We start from the raw sequence: 24,494 nt of genomic DNA, 5'->3' as shown, positions 1-24,494 counted from the left end.
AAATTCCCTAAATGAAAATTTTTAAGGAGGTGAGGAAATTGGCTAGACCGTCAAAAAGTGTGAAAACAATGAGCAAGAATTTAACGAAGGAAGAAATCGCAATTCGTACTCAAACAGAAGACAAATTAAAAGGTGCTGCCGATGAAATCTTGCCTCCTACACACCTGAATGCAAGGCAAAAGAAAATTTTCAATTTCATTGTGAAGGAGTTACAAGCAAGTGGGATTCTTGGTAATCTCGATATTTATATTCTAAGCACCTGTGCGGTAGCTATTGACCGAGTGCAGCAAATTGAACGAATTATTAACAGGGATATTGAAAGGCTTTTAGATCGTAACTTATTGAGTGCTAAAGATAAGTATTCAAAAGAGTTTTTCCGATGCTGTAATGAATTAAGCCTATCTCCTCAAAGTCGAGCAAAGCTAGGAAATATCAATTTCCAAGTTCGAGTTGAAGAAGATGATCCACTGTTAAAAGTATTGAGTGGTGGCAAAAAATGATATTCGAAAAGGCAGTAAAATACGCTGAAAGAGTTGTAAAAGGCAAAGAAATTACAACAAAAGAGGTCATTATTCAGTGTAATTGGTTCCTAAAGGATTTAGAAAAGCAGTATGAGGATGATTTTGATTACTATTTCGACATGGAAGAAATAGAAAAGATAGAGGGTCTATTAGAATTACTTAACTTTGCTACAGGTTTAGGCGTTGCAGGGAAAACGATATTAGAAGGCTTGGAAGGATTCCAGGCTTTTTTTCTTGTCAACATTTTCGGATGGCGCTTTAAAAACGATAAAGAAAAGTTTAGGTACCGTGATATTACGTTGTTTATTCCTCGTAAGAATGCGAAGACGTTCATTTGTGCCTTAATCATCATCATCTTAATGCTTACAGAGGATGATTATTCGGAGTTTTATTCTATCTGTTTGGACCGTGAGCTTGCAGGTGAAGTAAAAAAGGCTATGACACAAATTATCATGGCCAGCCCAGGCGTTGCTAAATACTTTGTGATTCCCAAAACATTAAGCGGAAAAATTGTATGTACTTTAACAAATAGTTTTTATCAGGCACGTACTGCAGAGGCGAATAGAAACAACTCGATCCGTCCATCTGCTTTTATTGCTGATGAAGTGGGCGCGTTTAAAGATTATAAGAATATAAATGCCATGAAATCTGGACAATTAAACGTTAAAAATCCATTACGTTTTAAATTAACAACGGCCTATGCTGAGGATAAATCTATCATGCTGGAAGAATTGGCGTATGCGAAGAAAGTGTTTAACGGTTTCATTGAAGATGATCGCATGTTTGCGCTGCTTTATTATGCTGAGGACGAGCATTTATGGGACGATACAGGGCTATTACAAGCTAATCCATTGAGAGTTGAGGAAAACTATAACGAGATACGAGATAGCCGTAAATCAGCCATAGAAAAGCCCTCAGAGCGTGAGGAATATCTTTGTAAACATATGAATCACTTTTTACCTTCTAATAGTGGTGAAGCGTATGTAAATGTGGAAGACTTGCGGAAATGTAAAATGGATAATTTCGATTGGTCGGGTCGTCAAGTTTGGTTAGGTTTAGACTTGGCCATGACGAATGATAACTGTTCATTTTCGATGGTGACAGAGGAAGACATGCAAATATATGCTGATTCCTACGCGTTTGTACCGACAGAGCGTATTCCTGATAAAAACCGAGTGGAAAAGATTAATTACTACGATCACATTAAGTCAGGGAAATGTTTTTCTTGTGGTGATATGACTGTTGATTATGGCTTTATCGAACAAATGATTTTGGAGGTTGAAGAAAAATTCAGCGTGTTTGTAATGGGCGTAGCGTATGACCGTTATAACTGCCTTTCTACTGCTCAGAAACTAGAAAAAGAGGGTTTGGTTACTGTGGAAGTAAAACAGCATTCAAGCGTATTACACCCAGCTACAAAGCTATTACGTGAAAAGATTATGAATAAAGAATTTCACTATACCGAAAATGAATTGCTAGAAGAAAACTTTCAAAACGCCAAAGTCACTGAGGACACAAATAAAAACATTTATGTTAATAAGAAAAAATCAACAGGCAAGGTCGATATGGTTGTAAGTCTAATCAATGCAATCTATTTACTGCAGCATGATGTCATCTTTAATCCTGATGCTGATTGGGGCGCACAAGTCATTTAAGGAGGTGAGATTGTGGGATTAATAAAAGAGTGGCGAGAATGGCGTGATTATAGACGTATTCAGGAATTTCGCGAAAGTGGAATGGATGAATTGTTGCTGCAAGCAGGTTTAACAAGTGCAGTTTTAACAAAGGAAGAAGCGCTAAGTATACCTAGCGTTGGCACCTGTGTAGATTTGATTTCTGATATTATTGCGACTTTACCTATCAAATTACACAAAGAAACCAGCGGTAAAGTCGAAGAAGTGGAAGAAGATAGACGAATTATTTTGCTGAATGACGAGACATACGACACACTAGATGGCTTCCAATTTAAAAAGGCCCTAGTAACTGATTACTTGTTGGAAGGTGCAGGATATGCATATATAAATCGAAAAAGAAACAATGTCGAAAGTATTCACTATGTAGAAAATCGAAATGTATCAGTGTTAGTCGGTATTGATCCGATATTTAAAAGCTATGATATTTCCGTTAATGGAGTGAACTATCGGGAGTTTGAATTTATAAAGGTCGCTCGAAATTCAAAAGACGGTGTAACAGGCAATGGCATTATTAAGGATCACAATAAGATTTTATCGGTTGCGTACAATACGCTTGTTTTTGAGGAATCACTCGTGAAAACGGGTGGTAATAAAAAAGGTTTCTTAAAGTCGCTGGGCCGATTGTCAAAGGATGCAATTACGGAATTAAAAGAAGCCTGGAACAATTTATACAAGAACAATACAGAGAACATTGTTGTATTAAATAATGGTTTAGATTTCAAAGAGGCGTCAAGTACATCGGTTGAAATGCAGCTGAATGAAAACAAAAAGACCAATTCAAGCGAAATAAACAAACTCTTTAAAGTGCCTGATAGCATTTTGGATGGCTCGGCCAGTGAAGAAGTGCATACAAACTTTATTAAAAATTGCATACTGCCGATTATTCGAGCAATAGAAACGGCATTGAACAAGGACTTGCTTCTTCCATCGGAAAAAGAGCAGTCTTTTTATTTTGCTTTTGATATGAAAGAGCTAATCAAAGGTGACATTGAAAAACGCTATAAAGCTTATGAAATTGCTATTAAAACTGGCTGGATGCAGATTGACGAGGTTCGATATTTAGAAGATCAACCACCACTTGGTTTAGATTTCATTAAATTAGGCTTGCAAGATGTCTTGTATGATCCAAAAACAAAGACAATTTACACACCAAACACCAATAAAACTGCAGATATTTCAGAAGGTGGCCAGGTATCCGAGAAGGGAGGTGAAGAAGTTGAGGATTGAAATTAGAGGAAATCAAGTATTACTAGATGGCTATGTAAATGCTGTTGAGCGCGAAAGTCGCGTTTTACCTTCACCGAAAGGCCGTTTTAAAGAAAAAATTCGTGCTAAAACGTTTGAAAGAGCTTTAGATAAGGCTGAAAATGTTGATCTATTATTCAATCACGATAAAAACCGTAAGCTTGGGTCAATACAAGAGGGCAATTTGCAATTGTATGAGGATAACATCGGTTTACGTGCTATTGCTCATGTATCTGATGAAAAAATCATTCAAAAAGCAAAAGATGGCGAGCTTAAAGGTTGGTCATTTGGCTTTGTTGATAATAAGCCGTTGTGGGAAGACGGAGAAGATGGCATTCAGAAACGAACTTTAGAAGACATTGAGCTTTTAGAGGTGTCTATTTTAGATATTACGCCAGCTTATGTTGCTACTTCAATCGAGGCTCGCGGAGAAGAACAAGCAATTTCTGAAACTCGTGGTGCTGATTTTAAAGCCGAGATCGAAAATCGTTCAGAAGAAACGCAATCTAATAAAGAAATTGATTACTCATTATATGAAAAACAAATTGAGCTTTTAAAAATGAAAGGTGGAAACTAACATGAAAAAAGTTATTAAGAAATTTATTGAAACGCGATCTATGCCATCACTAATGGAGCAGCGCAATAACTTATTAGATGAAATGGACAATTTACTAAAGGGTGCCAAAGAAGAAACGCGCGCACTTACTGACCAGGAATCAACTCGCTTTGATGAAATTAAAAGCGAAATTGCAGGACTTGATAAAACGATCACTGCATTGGATGAAGCACGTTCTTTAGATAAAAAAGAACCTGCTAAACAAGCTGAAAAACGTACTCTAGAAGAATCTGAAACACGCGCTTTCGAAAACTACATTCGTGGTGTGGTAGAAGAACGAGCAGATGTTAATTTAACAGTAGGTGCTAATGGCGCTGTTATCCCTTCTAGCATTGCCAACAAGATCATTCAAAAGGTATATGATATTTCACCAATTTATCAATTATCAACTCGTTATAATATTGCTGGTTCATTAAGTATTCCTTATTACGATGAATCTGCAGGAACAATTGAAATGGCTTATGCTGATGAATTTGTAGAATTGGAATCTACAAGCGGAAGATTCTCTTCAATTGAATTAAAAGGCTTCTTAGCAGGTGCATTAAGTAAAGTGTCTAAGTCACTCGTTAATAATGCTCAATTTGATCTTGTATCTTTTGTTGTAGCGAAAATGGCTGAATCAATCGCAAAATGGATTGAGAACCAATTATTAAACGGTACGCCAAATAAAATTACGGGCCTTTCAACTGTAAAGCAATCTGTAACTGCTGCAGCTGCTACAGTATTAACAGCAGATGAATTAATTGATGTGCAAGAGGAAGTACCTGACGCTTTCCAGGGCAATGCAATTTGGATCATGAACAAAACAACGCGTAAAGCTATTCGCAAATTGAAAGATGGACAAGGTAACTACCTGTTAAACAAAGATGCAACAGCTCGTTGGGGCTATACTTTACTTGGGAAAGATGTATATGCATCTGATAATATGTCAGGAATGGAAGCAGGGAAAACAGCAATTTACTATGGCGATATGTCAGGTCTTGGAGTAAAACTTTCTGAGAATGTTTCGATTGAAATTCTACGCGAAAAATATGCCACTCAACATGCAATTGGTGTTGTAGGCTGGATTGAAATTGATTCAAAGGTTGAAAATGAACAAAAAATCTCTAAATTAGTTATGAAATCAGCGTAGGGGCTATACTCTACGCTTCTTTTATTGGGGGTGACAGAATGAAAGTAAAAGCACTTGTGAGCTTTTCAGGTAGCGTCACGATGTCTAAAGATGAAGTTAAAGTGTTATCGAAAGAAGTTGCAGAGGACTTGTTACAGGCTGGCCATGTCGAGGAAGTTGTTACGAAAAAGCAGGTGAAAACCGATGCAGGTTAGTAAAATTACGCCAAGTGAGCTGGCTAAATATGCGCGAGAAGATGAAACAGATACGGAAATCCTTTCAACTTTTACGCTTATTCTATCGGCTGTAAAGGCCTATATAAAAGGCTATACAGGGTTATCAGATGAACAGTTAGACACCAAAGAGGATATTTCAATTGCTGTTTTTGTACTTGCAAATGAAATGTATGAAAATCGTGTCTTTACAGTGAAGGATAACAACGTAAATAAGGTTGTTCAATCCATTTTAGATATGCACTCTATTAATTTACTTTGAGGTGAGATGATGAATCCTGGAGATTTAAGACACAGAATTGAAATCCTCACTAATCAAAAGGCAAAAAATGAACTGGAAGAAACTATTTATAAGTTTCTACCTGTAAAGAAAGTATGGGCTGCTATCATTCCACAAACTGGCTCGCTTCAAAAGCAAGTAGCTGATACAGTCCTAACGAATGTTACACATAAAATTATTGTTCGATATAACGCTGGCAAAGACATTACAAAGGATATGCGTATCAAATATAAGGATCATGAGTTTGAAATCAAATATGTTCTCAATCCTTATTTTAAGAATGAAACGCTTGAAATCTTTGTCCAGGAGGTGTTGAAGTGAGTATTCAAATGAACGGCCTAACAGACTTTCAAAGGGACTTATATGATATAGCCACAAAAGAGCTGCCAAAAGAGGCACCAAAATTGATGCGTAAAATAGGTTCAAAAGCGAGGAAAACCGTAGCTAAGAAATCTCGTAGCCTAGTTAAAAAGAAAACAGGCGGCTATCACAAGAAGTGGAAACGAGGAAAAGTCTTTATCGGTTATCAGGGGGAACTAGTAGTACGTGTTTACAATTCATCACCTCACGCCCATTTGGTGGAGGATGGTCACTGGATGGTAGACCATGATGGCAATAGGACGGGTAAATTTGTTCCAGGTAAAAAACCATTGGACAAAGGTATGCGAGATTTTGAAACCTCGGGTGATATTGAAGTTGAAACCGTAAAATGGCTAGATGAATTATTGAGGAAAAAGAAATTATGATTACCTTTAAACAGATAAAAACAACAATCAATAAAAAGTTACAAACGAATTTTGATATGGATGTTTCAAGTAAAGCTGCAAACGAGGGTTTTACACGGCCATCTTTCAAAGTGGAATTAGATAATGTGAAACGTGAGGGCCATTTGACACAAGTTGAAAAGGCTTGTACGGTTCGCATTTTTTATTTTCCTAAAGATGAAAATAACTCTATTGAATTATTAGATGTTCAAGAAAAGCTAGGTGATCTATTTGATCTTAAATTTTCAATTGAGGATCGCCATTTAGATATAAACGAACCGAATTTTGATGAAATAGATGGCGTGCTGCAGTTTGAATTTGATCTTCAATTCTTTGATGGTCGTGAATATGAAAATGAAGACATTGGTATTGAAGATGAAATAAAAAATGGCAAAGATTTTTATGAAAAATATCCAATTGAGCTTATGGGCGAATTGGTTGAGGAAGGGGATTAAACAATGGGCCTACCGCAAATTAATATTGAGTTTATTGGTAAAGCCGATACGGTTATCACGCGTAGCCAGCTAGGAATAGTTGCTTTGATCTTAAAAGATGAAGTGCAGACAGCTGATACAGTGGTGTACAAAAGTTTTGATGAAGTAAAAACAACTGAATGGTCTCCGGCAAACCTGGATTACATTCAGTTAACGTTTAAGGGTAAACCAAGCAAAGTTATTATTGAACGATTACCAACAGCTGCAGAAAATTACACTGACGCATTGCAACGCCTAAATAATAAACGCTTTAATTACTTGGCCATTCCGGGCATTAAGGACGCTGATACACCTGCTATTGAATCTTGGATCAAGAAAAAACGTGTGGAGAAAAAGACTTTCAAAGCCGTATTACCTAACACCTTAGCGGATCATGAAGGGATTATAAATTTCACAACTGCAGGAATCAAGGTAAAAGAAAAAGAGTACACAACATCTGAATACACATGCCGAATTGCTGGCATTTTAGCAGGTGTGCCATTTACTCGTTCATCTACTTATTACGAGTTACCCGAAATCGATAGCATTACAGAAATTGAAGATCCTGATACAGCTGTTGATAAAGGTGAACTCATTCTAATTAATGACGGTGAAGTTATTAAGATTGGACGAGGCGTAAATAGTTTGACGACACTTTCAGGAGTGAAAACGGAAGACTTTAAATCAATTCGTGTTATGGAAGTTATGGATATGATTAAAGACGATATTCGGACAACCTTTGATAAATATTACATCGGTAAATTAAACAATACCTACGATAACCAAGTCCTATTTTTACAGTCTATTAATGTTTATTTTTCAGGCTTAGGAGATCAAGAAATATTAGATCCTAAATTCGATAATTTGGCAGAAGTTGACGTAAAAAAACAACGTGCAGCATGGGAGAAAATCGGAGTTGATTCATCTGATTGGGACGATCAAAAAGTGAAAGAAAGAACCTTTAAGCGCAATGTATATTTAGGTGGAAAAGTTAAAATCGTTGACGCTATGGAGGACTTAGATTTAGATATTGCGATTTAAGGAGGGGACCACATGAAAAAAATTAAGTCTAATCAAGTGATTAACGGTTCATTCGGTAGTGTATGGGTTAACAACGAAAAATGGCTCGACATTGAAGAATTTGAGGCTAAAGTATCTATCGATTATGAAGACGTAAACATGGCCGAGGATTTAGCTACACATAAGAAAATGACAGGTTGGACAGGAGAAGGAACGCTAAAAGTGAAAAAAGTTTACAGCCGAGGGGCTGGATTACTAGCGGTTGCTGTAAAAAAAGGTATTACGCCTGAGGTGAATATTGTTGGCAAACTTGCCGATCCTGACGCTTTTGGTTCTGAGCGCGTAGCCATTAAAGAAGTAACTTTCAGTGAATTCATGTTAATGCAATTTGCACAAAAAACAATCGGTACAGAAGAATTGCCATTTAGCTTTGCAAACTATGATCCAATTGATTTAATTGGCGCCTAAATAAATATAACGGAGGAAACATAAATGTCTAAAAAAACTATCAAAAGATTATCAGTAACGGATTTATTAAAAGAAAAAGAAAAATACCAGGTGAAGGACGATGTTACTGAGACAGTGAAAGTTGAGCGTTTGGACGTTGAAGTAGTATTGCGTAAACCTGAAAAATCTCTTTGCGTAGATACTATGAAAATGGCTCGCGATGAAAATAATGATACAGACGCAGATGTTTATATGGTGTATAACACAATGGTTGAACCGGATTTAAAAGATGCGGAATTACAGAAAGCATATGGAGGCACATTGCCTACTGATGTTGTTTCTAAAATCTTTGAACCTGGTGAGATTGCTCAATTATCAGAGGTGGCTTTCGAGCTTGCAGGCTATAAAAAAGGCGGAGTTAAGGCTATAAAAAACTAATTGATAGTGATGATGATTTTTACTTTCTTCATCACTATATTCAACGAGGTTTTAAGCCTGAATACCTATTAAACCTTGACTATGATACAAAGCTAATAATGATGGCTAGTATAGAAAAATATTTAGAAGAAAAAGATAAAGAAATGGAAATGAAAGCTAGAGCGCGAATGCTTTAGCTTTTTTCTTTTGTAAAGGCGGTGAGGGATTGGGAAATAGGGTTATATCTGCAGTTCTTACCTTGCAAGACCGTGATTTTTCTAGCAATTTAAGACGTGCAAGTGATCGAGCTGATGATTTCGGCCGAGGTATTACAAGAGTGGGGAACCATATTCAACGCTTTGGACAAGGTGCAACAAGGATTTTTAAAACGGTTGGTGCTGGTGCGGCTGCTTTAGGTGCCGCAGGAGTTGCGGCATTTGGGGCAAGTGTGGGGAAAACCGTCTTGGATATGGGTAGCTCGCTGGATATGTTACAGGCTCAGACTGGCGCAACTGCTGAACAAATGGGCGTGTACGGAAATGCAGCTAAAGAAGTTTTCAGCAAAGGTTATGGGGAAAACATCGATGAAGTCACAAATTCATTAGCGCGTGTAAGACAAAATATGAAAAATATTGATAATGGGGAACTTGGCAAAGTCACTTCTAATGCAATGTTGCTAGCAAAAACGTTTGATGGTGATGTGAACGAGGTCACTCGCGGCACAAACAATATGATGGAGGCCTTTGGAATCTCAGCAGATAAGGCATTTGATTTATTTACTGCAGGTGGTCAACGAGGATTAAACTTCTCTAATGAAATGTTTGACAATGTAGCTGAGTATTCATCGTTATTTGGGACGATGGGCTATAGTGCAGAAGAATATTTCGGCATCATGGAACGAGGGGCGAAAGCTGGCGTTTATAACCTGGATTACGTAAATGACGTCATGAAAGAGTTTCAAATCAGGGTTAAAGATGGTTCGAAGTCAACGGATGAAACATTCTCAGCCATGAGTAAATCGACATTTGATCTGTGGGAAAGTTTTAACCGTGGTGAAGCGACTGTAGCTGAGGTTGCGAGTGCTGTTACAGCCGAGTTAAAAGGAATGGATGACCAGGTAACAGCCAATCAATTAGCTGTTTCACTTTTCGGTACAAAATGGGAAGACCTCGAAGCAGGGGCCATGTATGCAATGCTTGGCTCAAAAGACGCCATGAAGGATTTTGAAGGTGCAACAGATTCAGCAGCCGCCACGGTGGAAGGAAGCCTTAAAAATAGATTAATTTCATCATGGCGAGAATTGCAGGTAGGAATAGCCGATGTTGTAAACGGTGCAGGAGCACAAGAGTTTTTACAGGGCGTTGCACAAAAAGCTGATGAATTGGTTCCTAAAATTCAAGGGATTGTACAAAAAGCATTTGAGTTTGGAAATACGGTCCGTGAGAATTGGGGGCCAATTAAAGAAACTCTTATTGGAGTTGGAACAGCTGCAGGGATTGTGGCTGCAGGAATGGGGACATTGAAAGTCATTTCAACTGTTACAACTATGGTCCAGGGTTTTAAAACAGCAATGGGCCTAGCGACAGCTGGACAATGGGCCATGAATACGGCCATGCTTGCCAGTCCTTTGACTTGGGTAGTTATCGGCATAGCTGCAGTAGTTGCGGCAGGTGTCTTGTTATATCGAAATTGGGATACTGTTAAGGCAAAAGCAGGCGAGTTGTGGGCCACGACAAAAGAAGTATTTGGAGGCATTTATGATTGGGCTGCTCAAAAAATACAGCCAGTTACAGGCTTTTTTAAAGGGTTGTATGATAAGTTTATCAGCTTTAAAAATGCAATCCTGAGCTTTCAACCGCCTGAATGGGTTTCAAAAATTGGTGGTGCTATTGGAAAGGCTGCAGGTTCTGTAGGTAAATTCATTTCGGGATCACATGCCAGCGGTTTAGATCGTGTGCCCTATGATGGTTACATAGCTGAACTGCATAAGGATGAAATGGTCATTCCAGCTCGACAATCTGAAAGGATTCGTGCAGCTGGTGGATCAATAGACAATGTGGATCAAATGGTGCAGCCTTCACCTGTTACTGTAGCAAGTCCTACACCTGGCGGAAGTACTTCACAGGCTACACCTGCAAATAGTGGCGGTATAACTTTAATCATTGAAAATCTAAATGCCAAAGGAATAACAGCAATGGAAGTAGCGAACGAACTTGTGCCATTACTTAAATTACGATTGGCCAATTTATAGGAGGTTGAATAGATGGATATATTTTTAAGTATCAATAATCGTGAACAGGTTATTCAGCTTCCTATCGTGCCGTCAGAAATTAAGATAGCAAGTCCTCTAAATCATGAAACCTATACGACTATTAATCAAGGTGATATTAAATTGATTGGTCAAAGAGGGTTGAAGTCATTGGCATTTGATTCTTTCTTTCCGTCTAAGGCATACCCATTTTCACGAAACAACAAATATTTGGGGTGGGAGTATTATGAAATCATCCAATCATGGATTGATAGACGAGTCCCGATTCGATTAATCATTACGAATACACCCATTAATATACCTGTTGTCATCGATAACTTTGAGGCGGGCGTACAAGATGGATCAGGTGATGTTTATTATACGCTCGCTTTATCTGAGTTTAAGTTTATTAATCTCAATAAAAAGAAGGTGAAATGATGGCCCATGAATTATGGTTAATCAAGGGTGATACCAAGATAAATATTACACCAATGATAGGTACCTTAACCTGGCGTAGTAACATGGATGAACTAGGAGACGAACTAAATTTTAGTATTGCGTTCAATGATACGAAACATTTTCCTAAGAATCCTTGTGACATAGGGGATATGGTTGTTTTACTTAATAACGGTAAAGAGATCACACGCGTAATTATAGTAGACGAGCTAAAAAGTGGCACCTCACCTATTGCTTACATTGGGTTTGATTATGCCTTTTACTTAAATAAATCCACAGCTGTATATCAATTTAAAAAACTATCTGCAGACGCATGTATTAAGAAGATCCTGAAAGATTTTAACGTGCCAATCGGTCATATTGTTTCAATCCCTAAATCCATTTCAAAAATCTTTAACGAGAAAAAAGTGAGTGAGATTATCAAAGAAATTCTAACGGCTGCAGAGCAATCGTTAGGCGTTAAATATCTCATGGAAATGCGCCAGGGCAAACTATACATTGAAAAGCAAAGTAATGTAGTGATTACTGGAACCTTTCAACTCTTTGGCGGTGGCACATCTTACGATATTAATTCAGTTATTATGAAACCTTCTAAAAAGCGTAGCATTGTGGACATGGCCAACACAATTCAGGTTGTAGGTAACAATGATAAAGTTGTTTTAACAAAATCGGATAATAAAATGGTTGAGAAATATGGCCGAATTACTAAAGTAGTTAAACTAGATCAGAATGAGAAGAAAAGTGCTAAACAGATTGCTGAAAATGAATTAAAGCAGTTTTCAAAAATTATAGAGGAAAATGATGTTGAATTTATGGGTGATGATAATTTCAGAGCTGGCCGACTGGTTAAATTAGATGAGCCAGTAACAGGCATTAAGGGTACGTTTCTTATTAAAGACGTGCTTCATACAATCAGCAATGGGATTCATACCATGAAGCCTAGTTTAGAGGTGAAGTAAATGGATGCATTGACAGAACTAGCTCTACTTATTAGAGGTGGCCAAGATCCCACAACAGCAAATGCCGCTAAATCTATGACAACTGGAAAAGTCATTACGCCTCCGCCTAACACGAATATACAGCTAAACGAAACAATCACTTTGGATAATGAACAATTAATATTTACTGAAACGGTTGTTACTAAAGGTTTGATGAATGGTGATGAAGTTATTTTAATTCCAACAGCTGATGAACAAATGTATTTTGTGATCGATAAGGCGGTGAAGTTTGATGTTACCTAAGATTGCAGAACTTGAATTTAATACACAGGAAAATGAAACGGACTTGCCGCCACTAGGTAAGTCTTTTTTATATGACTTTGATAAAGGCGACTTTGTAATTCGTAATGGGAAGATGGTTGCTATTCATGGCCTCGAAACATTGAAGCAATGGATCATAAAAGTTTTAAAGACTGAGCGCTTTCGATTCAGGATTTATAAAGATGAAAATTACGGAGCAACACTGGATGATTTAATAGGTTCTAGCTTGCCACGCGCTTTTATAGAGGCAGAAATCAAACGAGAAGTTACTGCAGCATTATTGGAACATACGCACATTCAAGAAGTACAAGAGTGGCAATTTGAGCGTGATGGAAAATGGATGCGGATAAAATTTAGGGTCGTTACCGTAGAAGGGGCATTTGATATGGATGAACAGTTAAAAGGGGTGGCAGCTTAAATGGAAGATGAAAAACTTATTCATGATCGCATGATGTCCGGCATTAATAACGAGTACGACAAGGCAAAGGGTGAGTTTATTTATGATGTAACAAAGCCTGCAGCTGTTGAGTTTGCAAATCAGCAAAAGAAAATTGCGGAAATACAAGAGAAATTAGATGTTGAGAATTTAACAGGTGACGAATTAACACGCTTTGTTATTCAACACACAGGACCAATCCGAAAGTTGGCCACCCAAGCAACAACGACTGTCATTGTTTCGGGTGCAGCTGGAACGATTGTAAGAACAGGCGATATGGTAGGTACCGACACCATTTTATTTACAGTAATTGAAGAAGTAACACTCAATGAAAGTGGTTTAGCTCATGTGAGAATACAGTGTAACGAATTTGGCCAAATAGGAAATGTACCAGCCAATACAATTAAAAATTTTCCTGTATCGATCTCTGGCTTAATCAATGTGTACAATCCTGAACCTGTTGTGGATGGCTACGATGAAGAAACAGACAAAGATTTACGCCAACGGCATTACGATAAGTTACAGCGCCCAGGAAAGGCAGGTAACAAATATCATTATCGTCAATGGGCCTTAGAAGTTACAGGCATAGGTGATGCAAAGGTATTCCCTCGCTATAATGGCCCATTAACAATGAAAGTTGTTGTTATCGATGCGAATAAGCTACCTGCACCGATTGAGCTAGTAGAAGATGTGAGGGAACACATCGAGAAGGAAATGCCGTTTGGTGTTGAGGATCTTCTTGTAATACCTGCAGTTGCATTGTTTCTCAATTTAACAGTAGCCATAACTTTAATGCCTGGCTTCACTGAGGAAGTAGTCAAAGCAAATATCAAAAAGAATATTACAAAGCATTTAAAAGAGATAGCTTTTAAGGCTTCGTTTGTGAGCTACGCAAAGATTGGGGCGCTCATTATTGATAGTGACGGAGTTATGGATTATCAGGATCTATTAATCAATGGATCAACTGCTAATGTGGTTATTCCTGATGATGGGGTGCCAGTAATGGGAGGTGTAAATGAATGAATCACATGACAGTCCATTTAAAAAACAAGGTTCTAACGGACAATTTAAGGACAGCAACAGTATATGTAGCCCTCTTTAATAATGATGTTGAAGTAAACACAGCAAGTTATGCGAGGCAACAAGGGATATTTGCAACACCAACGGATGGACAAACTTCTAATAACGCGGATATTTTATTTCCTATTGCTGCAGAGTCCTGGGGAGATATTTCACACATCGGCATTTTTGATGCAAAAACAGGTGGCAATTTGCTGTTTAAATCGCAAGCCGAATTTACAAAGAATATCGATGTATCAAGCCAATACAAGATACCTAAAAACTATTTGATTGTTCGATTGAAGTAGGTGAGTAACTATGCACGCTATACCACAATCAGAATGGGGTCAAGCTGCAGTCTTTACCTGGGGTGAGCTTTCAGCGCACCAATGGGAATGCTTTAGACTTGCCCTGATGATTACAGAAACTGAGTTACAGACACAAGGCGTAACCGTAGCAACGTCAGGTAATTCCCTGAATGAAGTTATAACAGAGCTGCAGCCGCGAGGTGTTAAAGTAGTGCAATCGCCTATCATCATGCAGGCACAAACAGAAATGATTACAAGTATTGTTGTTTCAACGCGAGATTATTTCACGGATATGATTAAGCATTTACCGCTGTATGAGCGTAAATCAACGATTTTCAGAGCTGTTTTAACCTCAGATGATAAAGAGTTCAGGAACACCGAACAACAGCTAGAAATAGCCGAACGTAACCTTTTTGTGGACACAGCTATTGAAGCCTTACCAATCTATGAACGTGATCTTGGTATTAAACCAAATAGCTCATTACGTTATGACCAACGTAGAGAGCAAATTATTTCACGTAATCGAGCAAGTTTTGACCAAACTACCAAAGCAACTATTAAAGCTGTAGCAGCTGCTTATAGCAATGGAGAAGTAGAGGTAAACGCAACAGATACGCCAGGAGTTTACGAGATTCGATTTGTTGGTACCAGGGGCATACCTGACAACATAGAAGGATTAATGCAGGCAATTGATATTATTGTTCCTGCTCATTTGCAATTTAACTATGTTTATTCCTTCAATACGTGGGGCTTTGTAAGTGATCGCACTTGGGAAGATGTAAGCAAAATAACTTGGGAAAATATAAAAATATGGGATGAGGTGATTTGATGCAACTTACGCCAAAATTAAATTTAAAAAAGCCTGATTTAACAGACAGCATAAACGTCCAGGATTTAAACGACAACATGGATGTGTTGGACACTGCAGTAAGTGAATTGCAGGAGGGTAGCGCATCGATTCCTGATTTAGAAACGAATGATAAGACGCTGGCAGGGTCGATTAATGAGATTAAACAAACGGTTAATGATGTTGAAACAAATGCTAAAGAGTATACGGATCAGCAGACTGCAGCTATTGATACAAAACTCAATACCCATATCAAAGATGATGAAGGGCATACTAGATGGTTTGGTAATTCGGGTGGATCAGCTAATGCTAAAACATTAACCACAGCACATTACTTACCAACAACCCAAGCAGGCGTACCAGTGAACGGAGCTTCTTTCCGATTCTTTAATATGCATACCAACACTGGTGCTACTACAATTTCAATCACTCACGCAGGGGGTACAACACAAGCGTACCCCATATTTTTAAACGGGGGTCAACTTAAAGCCAACGACCTACCTAGTGGGATAGTTTACACTCTATGTTACGCAGGTGGGGCTTTTCAATTACAGGGTAAAGGGGGTGGTTACTCGCAAGGCGCCCTAATAAAAGCGCAAGACCTTGTTAACCGACCATATATAGTAACAAATGAAATAAACCCAGTGGACATCAATAATTTGAGCAATACCGCAACGTTTTTCAACTCAGAAATAGCCACAGTTAACGGTGTCGAATATGCGTTTGCGTGGGCGAACGCATACTCTTTAGGTCAAATATTTTACTGTTGGGAAGTGCTTACAGGTAGATTAGTATGGAAAAAGAATGTTCCGATTGGCTATGCATATGGCACTCGTATTATTGTATATAACGATAAGTTGTATGTAGGCGTGTACGGTCATGACGAGACAACAACGCAAAACAGTTATGGATTAGAAGTGTTAAACCCTGTAAATGGGGCACGTATTTCGCTAGTATTCGGTACTGTCCCATCATCATACGCGGACAGGGCTGCCGACATTTGTTTATGGGATAACGGCGCAACCAAAGAAGTGTTACTGCTTGCTACTAACTACAGTAATGGGTATTCGTGGATTGCTAGATTTAATCCTACTAGCGGTGCATTTCTAGGGGTTAGTGCTAACTTAGGGGGTAATCACACAGATATTATACCTCACAGAATGCAAACCGTAGGAGACTACATTTTTTTAGCTAGTTCAAAGTGTATGTACCAACATAAAGGGGCTAGTTTTAGTTACATAGGAAAAGTCCCTTTTACCTACGAGTATCAAATGTTAGGGCTAGCCGCTAACAACGCGGGAGGTATATCTGTTATACACGTATACGGTATAGTATATGTCTATTCGACGTCCCTAGCTCAACTGTCAACTTTTAGTGTTAACGGTCCAGAACCTTCTGGGTTATCTATCAAAGGTGACTTAATGAGTTGTGCTACGAAGTCGGGTGTGCATATGTACCGTCTTGCGGCGGATGCTAAATCTGCCAGTTTTATAGAGACAATAGCCGCGTCGTGCGACGTTTCAAATGTAGCTACAGTAGCGAATGTAGGTTTTTCCGAAAACGCTGTAATACCGCCAATAAACGCGTCGAGAACGATCGCTTCTGTACTTTCTAAAACCTTAAAATTACAAAGATAGAGGAGCCTTAAAACATGGGAAACATATTTTTATTTTTACAAGACACAAACGAACATAATATAAAGCGCATCGGGGCACATCATTACGCGCCCGACTTGTTAACGGAGGAAGATTTAAAACTAGGTATCCTAGTAGACGAAGTGCCACAGGCTGACAATATTCCTGGTAAAAGCGCCGATCTATTTTATAACACAGATACACAGGAGCTATTTTACAAGTATATCGACGTAGTGTTACCGCCTACGTCGCCCGAGCAGATCATGCAAAACTTACAAAACGAATTAAACACTGTTAAAGAAGAAAACAAAGAATTGAAATTAGCATTAGCTGAATCAGCAGAGGCACAACAGCAAGACAAAATAGAAAATCAATTAGCTATTGCCGAAGTAGTAGAAACACTAACAAATAAGGGGGTTTTATAATGGCAAAATTATATTGGGATTTAATTAAAATGAATTTGCGAACAGTTGATCAGGTGCCGATGTTGTGGCGAGAAGCTGTACAAGCATTACTCGATAAGGAAAACAAGTAGACGCAGCATTAAGCTAGCGTTATTTTTTATGCCTAAAACGTAAAAAAGAGGCTCACTTTAATGAGCCTCCTAATCACAAAATAAGAACGAATGTTCCTATCCGATTTCTATTATTACACATCGGAGGGAAAAAAGATATGAAAATTTGCAACAATACGATTTACAATATGGATTGCCTGGAGGGTATGAAGTACATACCTGACAAATCAGTTGATATGATTCTATGTGATTTACCCTATGGAACAACTGCCTGTCGTTGGGATTCAATAATCCCATTTGATCTTTTATGGGAGCAGTATGAGCGAATAATCAAAGATAACGGGGCCGTTGTATTAACAGCAAGCCAGCCCTTTACAAGTAAATTAGTTATGTCCAACCTTAAATTATTTAGGTATGAGTGGATTTGGAAGAAAGGAAATCATGTAACAGGGTTTCCTAATGCTAATCGAATGCCCTTGAAAAACCATGAGAATGTATGCGTGTTTTATAAAAAACTACCTAAGTACAATCCACAGGGTGTTGAGTTTGTTAAACCTAAAGTAGTTATTAGGAATTCACCAAAAATGCAAGTCTTGGGGAAAAATAATGAAACATTAAACAACAAACCTTTTGTCGTGAAGAAAAAGAATTTTCCTAAGTCAGTTGTAGATTTTCCGCGCGATAGTGGCACATGGCACCCAACACAAAAACCAATTGCATTATTTGAATACCTAGTGCGCACTTATACAAATGAAGGTGATACTGTTTTGGATAATTGTATGGGTGGATTTACTACTGCAGTTGCGTGTGACAATACAGGACGTAACTGGATAGGCTTTGAATTAGAACCTGAATACTGTGAAAAGGGCAAAGATCGTGTAAATGTAAATCGAGAGATTTTGGGATTATCACAAGTAGAAATTATAAAAATATAGTTAAAGTCACTTCTCGTTTGAGTAGTGGCTATTTTTTGTGTGAGGTGTCTGAGATGAGCGAAGAATGGTATTCGAATAAAGATTTGTTCGAACAAATTCAGGCGTTACGAGGTGAAATGCAGGAAACCCGTAATTTGATTCAACAATACAACGGATTACGTGAAGAGTACCACGATTTAAAACTAGACGTGGATGAAGTAAAAGAATTGATGGTAAAAATTGAAGCCGTATCTATCGGAAAAAATAAAGTTCTTGAAGCAATTCGCAATTGGGGGGGATGGGCAGTAGCCATTATTGCCCTTATCCTAAATTTTTTTAGACTATAATTTGGAGGTTATTCTATGAAAATCAACTGGAAAGTACGTTTACATCATAAGCCGTTTTTAGTGGGAGCATTTTCATTATTACTATTATTGATTCAACAGATTGCGGCTTTATTTGGCTTTGATACTACAATTTACAATGAACAAGTTACAGATATTTTTAATACTGTGCTTGCCTTGTTAGTTTTATTTGGTGTTGTGAGTGATCCGACTACACCAGGTATGAATGATAGTGAAAGAGCTTTGGGGTATTCCCGAAAGGATGATATTAAATGACAAGCGTAACTCAAACATGTCGAGATTTAAGCGAATTAACTGCAGCTGCTCAAACAGCTTGTCGGCTACTCTTTCAGGAATGCTTCAAAGCTGGCATTGTAGACATTTTTATCACAGAAACATACCGCAGCCAAGCGCGCCAAAATTACTTATATGAGCAAGGGCGAACGAGACCAGGGCAAGTAGTTACCTGGACACGCAATAGTAATCATACATCACGTAGAGCCTGGGATATTGCTGTTGCACCACCGCGGAATTTATATGATATTTCTACCTTATCAAAGGTGGGGGCAATTGCTAAAAAGCTAGGCATTGAATGGGGTGGATATTGGGAGGCTGGAAAGTACGATGCACCGCATTTTGAAATTCCTACAACATGGAAGATTCCTGCAGGCTACAAATTAGAAGGACAAGTAATTGTACCAATAAGTAGTGCTGTAAGAGTACAGCTTATTGTAGAGGAAAAACCACAACAAACAGAAAAGGATGATGATACGATGAAATTCACTAGCACAACCGCAAAAGCTGCTGTACGTGATTACATTCAACAAGCCGTTGACAAAAAGGTGATTGATAAGTCATGGCTTGAAAAATTCGATAATGGAACTATGACAAGTGGTGATTTTGAAGGTTTAAAAATCATTATTGCACAACGTAGCGCTTAACAGCAGAAGCCTGTTACCTTAATTGGTAATGGGCTTTTTTTATTTCCACAAATTAATACTTGTCAAAATACAAACATCTGTTCTAAAATAATACAAACGAATGTTCTCATTGAGAGGTGTGGAATGATGAAAGAACAACTCATTAAAGCAATGCAACGGAACCAATTATTAAATATGATGTACATGGCTAAGGACGGCAACGTGTCAAAAAGGCGTATCAAGATTATTAAAATTGTTGGTGATTCGTTTCAGGCGTATTGTTTTACAAGGCAAGCCAAGCGCACATTCATGATTGATAGTGTATTAGCAGTTGTTCCAATCAGCCACAAGGATCGTTCGGTTGTATGCTGAAACCTGAACAACGGAAACTTTTTCATAAATTTTTAATTCTAGAAATGGCTTTTCAATCATTACAACGTGACTTCCCTGTAATTGAAAATCTGAAAATGAGTAAAGTTTATTTACCAATCCTCGAAAGATTACTAAAGGACATAACCCATGATTATTACGATTCAAAAAGATTGTTGGCAAAAGACAAAATAAGATTAGTAAAAGTAGAAAAAATAGACGAGTATTTTAGTGACGTGCATATAGCTACAGCTGGTAATGACGTAATTCTACGATATGCTAATATGGCTTTGAAAACTCAAGTAGAAAAATTATTAATCAGTCACCAAAATAAAGACCAGGCGCTCAATTGAAAGTGAGTACCTGGTTCTTTTTTGTGTATTCGTCATACGGTTTATACTTCTATTGAAGCTCCTTAGCTGCATCTTTTCTTTTTAAAATATACAACGATGTTAACAATGACTAAAACTAAGCATAATGAATAAATGACTATCATTGAGTAATCAAAAAACTTTGGTTCATTCCAGTTAACCATGTCAGTTAAGATATACAAAGCAAATGCTAAAGCAGCCACATATCCGATATTTTTCATAATTTAATGGATGTGATAAGATTATAGGGAAGGAGGCGCTAACCTCCTTCTAAGAGTTACTTGCGACGTTTACCTTTGCGAGGGGGGCGTCGCTTTTGTTTTGGCTTATTTTTCATATCGCTAATGTTTTTTGCTGAACTTGTTAGTAAGTTAAGTACAGTTGCGATAGCTACTAGATAAGCTAGAACCTTATCATAATCCACTTTGTTCACCTCCTTTCTATACTCTTATTATATATCAAGTGATGTATATAAATCAAGTGATTTACAAAAGTTTTTTAATTTATTTTGAAAGGTGATTATCATAGTATTCACCAAGCTTTTCAGCTACGCCTAAGCCCATACGACTGATGTCACTAACACCATCGACATAACGTTTAATTGCCCCTTGTGTAAGTCCGCACTCTTTAAAGATACGATACGATGTATGTTCACCTTCACCATTTTTAGCATCCTGTGCAGCCTTAACAACCGCCTCAACTTTTTCTGTAAGTTTCATGCCTAACACTCCTTTTTTAAGTACATTATAAATCATATGAAATATAAATCAAATGATTTCTATGTCAAAAGAAAAAAGCCACTCGAGTGAGTGACTAGATCCCTAACAATTGCTTTTTCTTAGCGTCAAATTCTTCCTGAGTGATTAATTCATCCTCTAATAGTTCCTTTAATTCTCGAATTTCATCGGCTACATCAAACATATCCTTTTCCTGTTTACCTGCAGGTGCAGTTGACGTTTTAGCCATTGCTTTAAGGTTCTCAATCCCACTTTTTATTTCTAATGCGATATGCGCTGGCACATCGTCAATGATTGCTTTGTTTCCAGTAGATACGATTTCGATAGTAGAGTAAACAAGCTTATTAGAAATGTTTATACTGCTAATTGAAGATAAGGGAATGCTTCTTTCATCGTTTGAAACAATGCCTTTGATTTCATGTAATAAAATACGTTTGTCAGTTACATAAAGCTGTTTGATGCCTTTAACGGATGCACATACAGCTAGTAGAGTTTCACCTTGTTCTGTTAGTCGATCATCGAACATTTGAATTTGTTTAGCCATTGCTTTCTTCTTACCAAAGCCAGCAAATTTGATTGTTTCAGCGATAGTGTCCATGTCATGCACTCCTTACAGATAATTGTAATTTCATTCTATAGAAAATCCTACCAATAGTACATATAAAAAAAACAGACAACCTTATTAGTTATCTGTTTCCTCGTCTATGCGCTGTAGTAAATCACCTAAATTGTTCACTTTCAATGCAACCATGATTTTTTCTAATGCATCCTTTGGATACATTTTTACTTTATTGTTAGCTATTTCACTAATCAAACGTGTTGTAAGTCCAGTTTGTTCAGCTAAATCCTTTTGACTCATATCTCTTTCGGCAAGCAACACTTTTAACCTCGATTTCAAATACATCTGCACACCTACTTTCATTCCGATTATCTTAATTTAATTATAGATTAAGAAATAAAATTACGCAATTAGTAATTGACATTACGAATAAAGTAATTTACTATTTGAGTAACAAAGTTACTTTTATAGTAATTTCGTTATTTTATTAATGAATGAATTACAGTAATTCGTAATTGGAAAGCGAGGTGAAAACGATGGCATTTGAATACTTAGCACAATACACAACATTTGAATCAATAGCAGATATGGACACAGCTGTAGAAAATCACATGGCTGCTCATTACTACGATTTAACAGAATCAGAACGTGCCGTCGTTTTCAAACTTGCTTCTCATAGTTTAGAGAATCCAGGAGCTTGTCATTTGAAAGCTGCCACAATTGCTGCAGCATTGGAGATTAGCACAAAGACAGTTTATAGAGCCATTTCAAAACTGGAATCGTTAGGGATTGTAAAGAAAGAAACGACTGTAAAAAGCAAAGGTGGACAAGGAGCAAGCATCTACATTATTTTGCCTTACAATGTCCCAGCGTCAATGTCCGAGCGTGGAAATGCTGAAAAGCCTTGTGAGAGTAAGGATGAAGTGCAAAGAACTGAAAACCAATCATCTAAATCTTTTAATCATTTATCTTTTAAAACAAGCACTTTACAAGAAATATATAATAATGCTCACGCTGAAAAAGAAGCTTGTAAGGAATACATGAACGAGTACCAAGTGATGTTATTCGACTTCATGAATAGTTTGCCATTAGCTGATAACTTGAAAGACGAATTACACAAGGTTGTATTAGCTGCTCAGGTTCATAATGCACCTGACTTTATAAAAGCTAAGAACGTGCTATTTAAAATCGCTATGGATATTAAAGAGGGCATCTTGACAGTAACAAGCACATTAAGAGCCGTATTTGTAGGAGCGTATAACAAGGCTGTGAAGCGTTCTAGTGTGAAACTTAGCAATTCATCATCTATAGAAGAAACAGCATATAGAGAGCGTCCAGTACCTTTCAATAACTGGCTAGAGGATAGAGATAGTCGTTCGGAAATATGTAGTAGACCAAACTTAGAAAACTGGCTTGAATGGTGAGAGGGGATTAATAATGAATAAATTAGAAGTGTTGATAGAAGCGTTGAAATTTTATGCAGATGAAAGGAATTATTTACAAGAGTATAGCTACAATTCTGATGAATATATGGAATCTGTAGTTGTACATGATGGTGGAGATATGGCAAGAGAAGTATTAGAAAGGTTGGAGATCGAAGATGACTCATTTTGAATATATGGAGCAACAAGGGCAATTATCGATTTTTGATTTAGAGGACCAATATGAGGAAATGAAATTCAAAAAGGCATCCACATTTGTTAGTAAACCTGTTGATAAAAAGATTGTGGTAATGCCACGCAAGGTTGGATATATCGTGGGTAGATAACAGAGCAATTATCGTTGTTTATCTTTAATTGCAAAGGAGTTTAACCCCAATTTAACCCCATTGGTTATTTTGGGATGAAAAAAGCACCTTAACCAATTTGGCTAAGATGCTGTATAAACCTTGATATAACAATATTTAAGTAAAAAGCCGCGTATGCCGTAGTTATTATAGAAAGTTTTAAACCACCACTCCTCAAAGTGGGTGTTCGCAGAAGTTTTCCTGCTTATCCTCATGCACCGTAGTGTGAGGCCCGTCATTCCAACTCCAATAATAAAACTCCCTTTTACAGCTTAAAGGTTAAAACTTAATATTATACGAACAATGCAGCCTTTATGGATATATTAAAGCATGATCGACAAACATGCAAGTAAGATGATTGCTTGAAATAAGTCAATGGGCAGGTGTCCCAAATTATGCAATACGTAACGACAAATGCCTTTAGAAATGAACTAGAGCTTCATATTATTTTCACAAATACGAACAAAAAATACGAACAACCTTTGCTTATTATGGACGACTATGTAAAGATAGGAGCATATAGAGGATTTATCTAGCAAAAAGTTAAGGGAGGAAGCAGAAATGGCAGCTTATCCAAATTGTCCAAAATGTAATTCTGAATACACATATGAAGATGGAACGAATTATGTATGTCCTGAATGTGCGCATGAGTGGAGCATGGACGCAACGGAATCAGAAACAGATGCACTTATTGTCAAAGATGCAAATGGTAATCTGTTAGCTGATGGTGATTCAGTTACGGTTATTAAGGACCTAAAGGTAAAGGGGAGTTCATCCACTTTAAAAATAGGAACGAAGGTAAAAAGCATTCGCCTTGTAGAAGGGGATCATAATATTGACTGTAAAATTGATGGCTTTGGCGCTATGAAATTAAAGTCAGAATTTGTGAAAAAAGCATAAAGAATTGAAAAA

Annotated in this window: 39 protein-coding genes and 1 other RNA gene; 35 read left to right on the top strand and 5 right to left on the bottom strand. The window is 37.5% G+C overall.

Annotation, left to right across the window (positions count from 1 at the left end; genetic code table 11):
* Window positions 1-38: 38 nt before the first annotated feature.
* The 30 genes from PI85_RS05760 to PI85_RS05625 all read left to right on the top strand — a co-directional run bounded on the left by PI85_RS05760 (window position 39) and on the right by PI85_RS05625 (window position 20,482).
* Window positions 39-500, top strand: coding sequence for a P27 family phage terminase small subunit (locus tag PI85_RS05760; protein WP_025114154.1), 462 nt, complete (start codon window positions 39-41; stop codon window positions 498-500).
* On the top strand, window positions 497-2,176 hold the full coding sequence (locus tag PI85_RS05755; RefSeq protein WP_036122555.1) for a terminase large subunit: 1,680 nt from the start codon (window positions 497-499) through the stop codon (window positions 2,174-2,176). Before PI85_RS05760 ends, PI85_RS05755 begins: the two co-directional genes overlap by 4 nt.
* Window positions 2,177-2,188: 12 nt before the next feature.
* Window positions 2,189-3,442, top strand: a complete 1,254-nt coding sequence (locus tag PI85_RS05750) for a phage portal protein (protein WP_036122557.1) — start codon at window positions 2,189-2,191, stop codon at window positions 3,440-3,442.
* Window positions 3,432-4,037 carry an HK97 family phage prohead protease gene (locus PI85_RS05745; protein WP_036122560.1) on the top strand — a complete coding sequence of 202 codons (606 nt, stop codon included), beginning with the start codon at window positions 3,432-3,434 and terminating at the stop codon, window positions 4,035-4,037. Before PI85_RS05750 ends, PI85_RS05745 begins: the two co-directional genes overlap by 11 nt.
* A gap of 1 nt (window position 4,038) precedes the next feature.
* Complete coding sequence (locus PI85_RS05740; RefSeq protein WP_042737485.1) at window positions 4,039-5,208, top strand: phage major capsid protein; 1,170 nt, start codon at window positions 4,039-4,041, stop codon at window positions 5,206-5,208.
* Window positions 5,209-5,246: 38 nt separating this feature from the next.
* A complete protein-coding gene (locus tag PI85_RS24390) occupies window positions 5,247-5,402 on the top strand; it encodes a hypothetical protein (protein WP_158499503.1) in 156 nt (51 codons plus the stop codon).
* On the top strand, window positions 5,392-5,682 hold the full coding sequence (locus tag PI85_RS05735) for a head-tail connector protein (RefSeq protein ID WP_036122562.1): 291 nt from the start codon (window positions 5,392-5,394) through the stop codon (window positions 5,680-5,682). Before PI85_RS24390 ends, PI85_RS05735 begins: the two co-directional genes overlap by 11 nt.
* A 6-nt stretch (window positions 5,683-5,688) precedes the next feature.
* A complete protein-coding gene (locus PI85_RS05730; protein WP_200886553.1) occupies window positions 5,689-6,021 on the top strand; it encodes a phage head closure protein in 333 nt (110 codons plus the stop codon).
* Window positions 6,018-6,446 (top strand): HK97 gp10 family phage protein, encoded by a 429-nt coding sequence (locus PI85_RS05725; RefSeq protein ID WP_052323458.1) that lies wholly within the window; start codon window positions 6,018-6,020, stop codon window positions 6,444-6,446. Before PI85_RS05730 ends, PI85_RS05725 begins: the two co-directional genes overlap by 4 nt.
* On the top strand, window positions 6,443-6,919 hold the full coding sequence (locus tag PI85_RS05720; RefSeq protein WP_036122567.1) for a DUF6838 family protein: 477 nt from the start codon (window positions 6,443-6,445) through the stop codon (window positions 6,917-6,919). Before PI85_RS05725 ends, PI85_RS05720 begins: the two co-directional genes overlap by 4 nt.
* Window positions 6,920-6,922: 3 nt before the next feature.
* On the top strand, window positions 6,923-7,978 hold the full coding sequence (locus PI85_RS05715; RefSeq protein WP_036122569.1) for a phage tail sheath C-terminal domain-containing protein: 1,056 nt from the start codon (window positions 6,923-6,925) through the stop codon (window positions 7,976-7,978).
* A gap of 12 nt (window positions 7,979-7,990) precedes the next feature.
* Window positions 7,991-8,425, top strand: coding sequence for a phage tail tube protein (locus PI85_RS05710; RefSeq protein WP_036122571.1), 435 nt, complete (start codon window positions 7,991-7,993; stop codon window positions 8,423-8,425).
* A 24-nt stretch (window positions 8,426-8,449) separates the two neighbouring features.
* Entirely contained in the window at window positions 8,450-8,842 is a 393-nt protein-coding gene (locus tag PI85_RS05705) for a hypothetical protein (RefSeq protein WP_036122574.1), read from the top strand.
* Between the two features lie 205 nt (window positions 8,843-9,047).
* Entirely contained in the window at window positions 9,048-11,072 is a 2,025-nt protein-coding gene (locus PI85_RS23515; RefSeq protein WP_052323456.1) for a phage tail tape measure protein, read from the top strand.
* Between the two features lie 12 nt (window positions 11,073-11,084).
* Window positions 11,085-11,507, top strand: coding sequence for a hypothetical protein (locus PI85_RS05695; protein ID WP_036122575.1), 423 nt, complete (start codon window positions 11,085-11,087; stop codon window positions 11,505-11,507).
* Window positions 11,507-12,484, top strand: coding sequence for a hypothetical protein (locus PI85_RS05690; RefSeq protein ID WP_036122578.1), 978 nt, complete (start codon window positions 11,507-11,509; stop codon window positions 12,482-12,484). The genes PI85_RS05695 and PI85_RS05690 overlap by 1 nt, the downstream gene beginning before the upstream one ends.
* Window positions 12,485-12,766, top strand: coding sequence for a DUF2577 family protein (locus PI85_RS05685; RefSeq protein WP_036122581.1), 282 nt, complete (start codon window positions 12,485-12,487; stop codon window positions 12,764-12,766).
* On the top strand, window positions 12,756-13,202 hold the full coding sequence (locus tag PI85_RS23510) for a DUF2634 domain-containing protein (RefSeq protein ID WP_052323454.1): 447 nt from the start codon (window positions 12,756-12,758) through the stop codon (window positions 13,200-13,202). The genes PI85_RS05685 and PI85_RS23510 overlap by 11 nt, the downstream gene beginning before the upstream one ends.
* Window positions 13,203-14,243 carry a baseplate J/gp47 family protein gene (locus tag PI85_RS05675; protein WP_036122584.1) on the top strand — a complete coding sequence of 347 codons (1,041 nt, stop codon included), beginning with the start codon at window positions 13,203-13,205 and terminating at the stop codon, window positions 14,241-14,243.
* The gene (locus PI85_RS23505; protein ID WP_052323452.1) at window positions 14,240-14,587 is read left to right on the top strand and encodes a hypothetical protein; all 348 of its coding nucleotides are present in this window, start codon (window positions 14,240-14,242) and stop codon (window positions 14,585-14,587) included. Before PI85_RS05675 ends, PI85_RS23505 begins: the two co-directional genes overlap by 4 nt.
* A gap of 10 nt (window positions 14,588-14,597) precedes the next feature.
* The gene (locus PI85_RS05665) at window positions 14,598-15,416 is read left to right on the top strand and encodes a putative phage tail protein (protein ID WP_052323451.1); all 819 of its coding nucleotides are present in this window, start codon (window positions 14,598-14,600) and stop codon (window positions 15,414-15,416) included.
* Entirely contained in the window at window positions 15,416-17,071 is a 1,656-nt protein-coding gene (locus tag PI85_RS05660; RefSeq protein WP_036122588.1) for a hypothetical protein, read from the top strand. The genes PI85_RS05665 and PI85_RS05660 overlap by 1 nt, the downstream gene beginning before the upstream one ends.
* A 14-nt stretch (window positions 17,072-17,085) precedes the next feature.
* Entirely contained in the window at window positions 17,086-17,493 is a 408-nt protein-coding gene (locus PI85_RS24515; protein ID WP_052323449.1) for a hypothetical protein, read from the top strand.
* A complete protein-coding gene (locus PI85_RS25020; protein WP_255350094.1) occupies window positions 17,493-17,603 on the top strand; it encodes a CD1375 family protein in 111 nt (36 codons plus the stop codon). Before PI85_RS24515 ends, PI85_RS25020 begins: the two co-directional genes overlap by 1 nt.
* 137 nt (window positions 17,604-17,740) lie before the next feature.
* Window positions 17,741-18,517 carry a DNA methyltransferase gene (locus PI85_RS05650; RefSeq protein WP_036122589.1) on the top strand — a complete coding sequence of 259 codons (777 nt, stop codon included), beginning with the start codon at window positions 17,741-17,743 and terminating at the stop codon, window positions 18,515-18,517.
* Between the two features lie 53 nt (window positions 18,518-18,570).
* Entirely contained in the window at window positions 18,571-18,843 is a 273-nt protein-coding gene (locus PI85_RS05645) for a hypothetical protein (RefSeq protein ID WP_036122592.1), read from the top strand.
* Between the two features lie 15 nt (window positions 18,844-18,858).
* Window positions 18,859-19,116, top strand: coding sequence for a phage holin (locus PI85_RS05640; protein ID WP_036122595.1), 258 nt, complete (start codon window positions 18,859-18,861; stop codon window positions 19,114-19,116).
* On the top strand, window positions 19,113-19,781 hold the full coding sequence (locus PI85_RS05635; protein WP_036122598.1) for a M15 family metallopeptidase: 669 nt from the start codon (window positions 19,113-19,115) through the stop codon (window positions 19,779-19,781). Before PI85_RS05640 ends, PI85_RS05635 begins: the two co-directional genes overlap by 4 nt.
* 126 nt (window positions 19,782-19,907) lie before the next feature.
* Complete coding sequence (locus tag PI85_RS05630) at window positions 19,908-20,132, top strand: transcriptional regulator (RefSeq protein WP_036122602.1); 225 nt, start codon at window positions 19,908-19,910, stop codon at window positions 20,130-20,132.
* Window positions 20,126-20,482, top strand: coding sequence for a hypothetical protein (locus tag PI85_RS05625; protein WP_036122604.1), 357 nt, complete (start codon window positions 20,126-20,128; stop codon window positions 20,480-20,482). Before PI85_RS05630 ends, PI85_RS05625 begins: the two co-directional genes overlap by 7 nt.
* A gap of 295 nt (window positions 20,483-20,777) precedes the next feature.
* Here the strand turns inward: PI85_RS05625 and PI85_RS24385 are convergent, their stop codons facing one another.
* The 4 genes from PI85_RS24385 to PI85_RS05610 form a co-directional block, all read right to left on the bottom strand.
* Window positions 20,778-20,924: a hypothetical protein gene (locus PI85_RS24385; RefSeq protein ID WP_158499502.1), complete on the bottom strand. Its 147-nt coding sequence runs from the start codon at window positions 20,922-20,924 to the stop codon at window positions 20,778-20,780.
* Window positions 20,925-21,003: 79 nt separating this feature from the next.
* The gene (locus PI85_RS05620) at window positions 21,004-21,219 is read right to left on the bottom strand and encodes a hypothetical protein (protein ID WP_036122606.1); all 216 of its coding nucleotides are present in this window, start codon (window positions 21,217-21,219) and stop codon (window positions 21,004-21,006) included.
* Window positions 21,220-21,313: 94 nt separating this feature from the next.
* Window positions 21,314-21,835 carry a PH domain-containing protein gene (locus PI85_RS05615; RefSeq protein WP_036122609.1) on the bottom strand — a complete coding sequence of 174 codons (522 nt, stop codon included), beginning with the start codon at window positions 21,833-21,835 and terminating at the stop codon, window positions 21,314-21,316.
* Between the two features lie 84 nt (window positions 21,836-21,919).
* Entirely contained in the window at window positions 21,920-22,141 is a 222-nt protein-coding gene (locus PI85_RS05610) for a helix-turn-helix transcriptional regulator (RefSeq protein WP_052323447.1), read from the bottom strand.
* 191 nt (window positions 22,142-22,332) lie between these two features.
* Here PI85_RS05610 and PI85_RS05605 point away from each other — a divergent pair, with 191 nt between their 5' ends.
* From PI85_RS05605 to PI85_RS24375, 3 genes are read left to right on the top strand one after another with little or no spacing between them, the layout of a single operon-like run.
* Window positions 22,333-23,220: a helix-turn-helix domain-containing protein gene (locus PI85_RS05605; protein ID WP_036122616.1), complete on the top strand. Its 888-nt coding sequence runs from the start codon at window positions 22,333-22,335 to the stop codon at window positions 23,218-23,220.
* 13 nt (window positions 23,221-23,233) lie between these two features.
* On the top strand, window positions 23,234-23,410 hold the full coding sequence (locus PI85_RS24380; RefSeq protein ID WP_158499501.1) for a hypothetical protein: 177 nt from the start codon (window positions 23,234-23,236) through the stop codon (window positions 23,408-23,410).
* On the top strand, window positions 23,397-23,564 hold the full coding sequence (locus tag PI85_RS24375; RefSeq protein WP_158499500.1) for a hypothetical protein: 168 nt from the start codon (window positions 23,397-23,399) through the stop codon (window positions 23,562-23,564). Before PI85_RS24380 ends, PI85_RS24375 begins: the two co-directional genes overlap by 14 nt.
* A 140-nt stretch (window positions 23,565-23,704) precedes the next feature.
* Here PI85_RS24375 and ssrS read toward each other — a convergent pair.
* Window positions 23,705-23,897: non-coding RNA, 6S RNA (gene ssrS / locus PI85_RS23825), on the bottom strand.
* 80 nt (window positions 23,898-23,977) lie between these two features.
* Between ssrS and PI85_RS24370 the strand changes: the two genes are divergently transcribed.
* Window positions 23,978-24,118, top strand: a complete 141-nt coding sequence (locus tag PI85_RS24370) for a hypothetical protein (RefSeq protein ID WP_155269809.1) — start codon at window positions 23,978-23,980, stop codon at window positions 24,116-24,118.
* 25 nt (window positions 24,119-24,143) lie between these two features.
* Window positions 24,144-24,482: a zinc ribbon domain-containing protein YjdM gene (locus tag PI85_RS05600; protein WP_036122619.1), complete on the top strand. Its 339-nt coding sequence runs from the start codon at window positions 24,144-24,146 to the stop codon at window positions 24,480-24,482.
* Window positions 24,483-24,494: the final 12 nt, after the last annotated feature.

The sequence above is a fragment of the Lysinibacillus sp. A1 genome, assembly GCF_000801965.1.
In the GTDB taxonomy this organism is placed as follows: Bacteria; Bacillota; Bacilli; order Bacillales_A; family Planococcaceae; genus Lysinibacillus; species Lysinibacillus fusiformis.
Note: the sequence above shows the minus strand (reverse complement) of the source record. Positions and strands in the feature narration are given on the sequence as shown.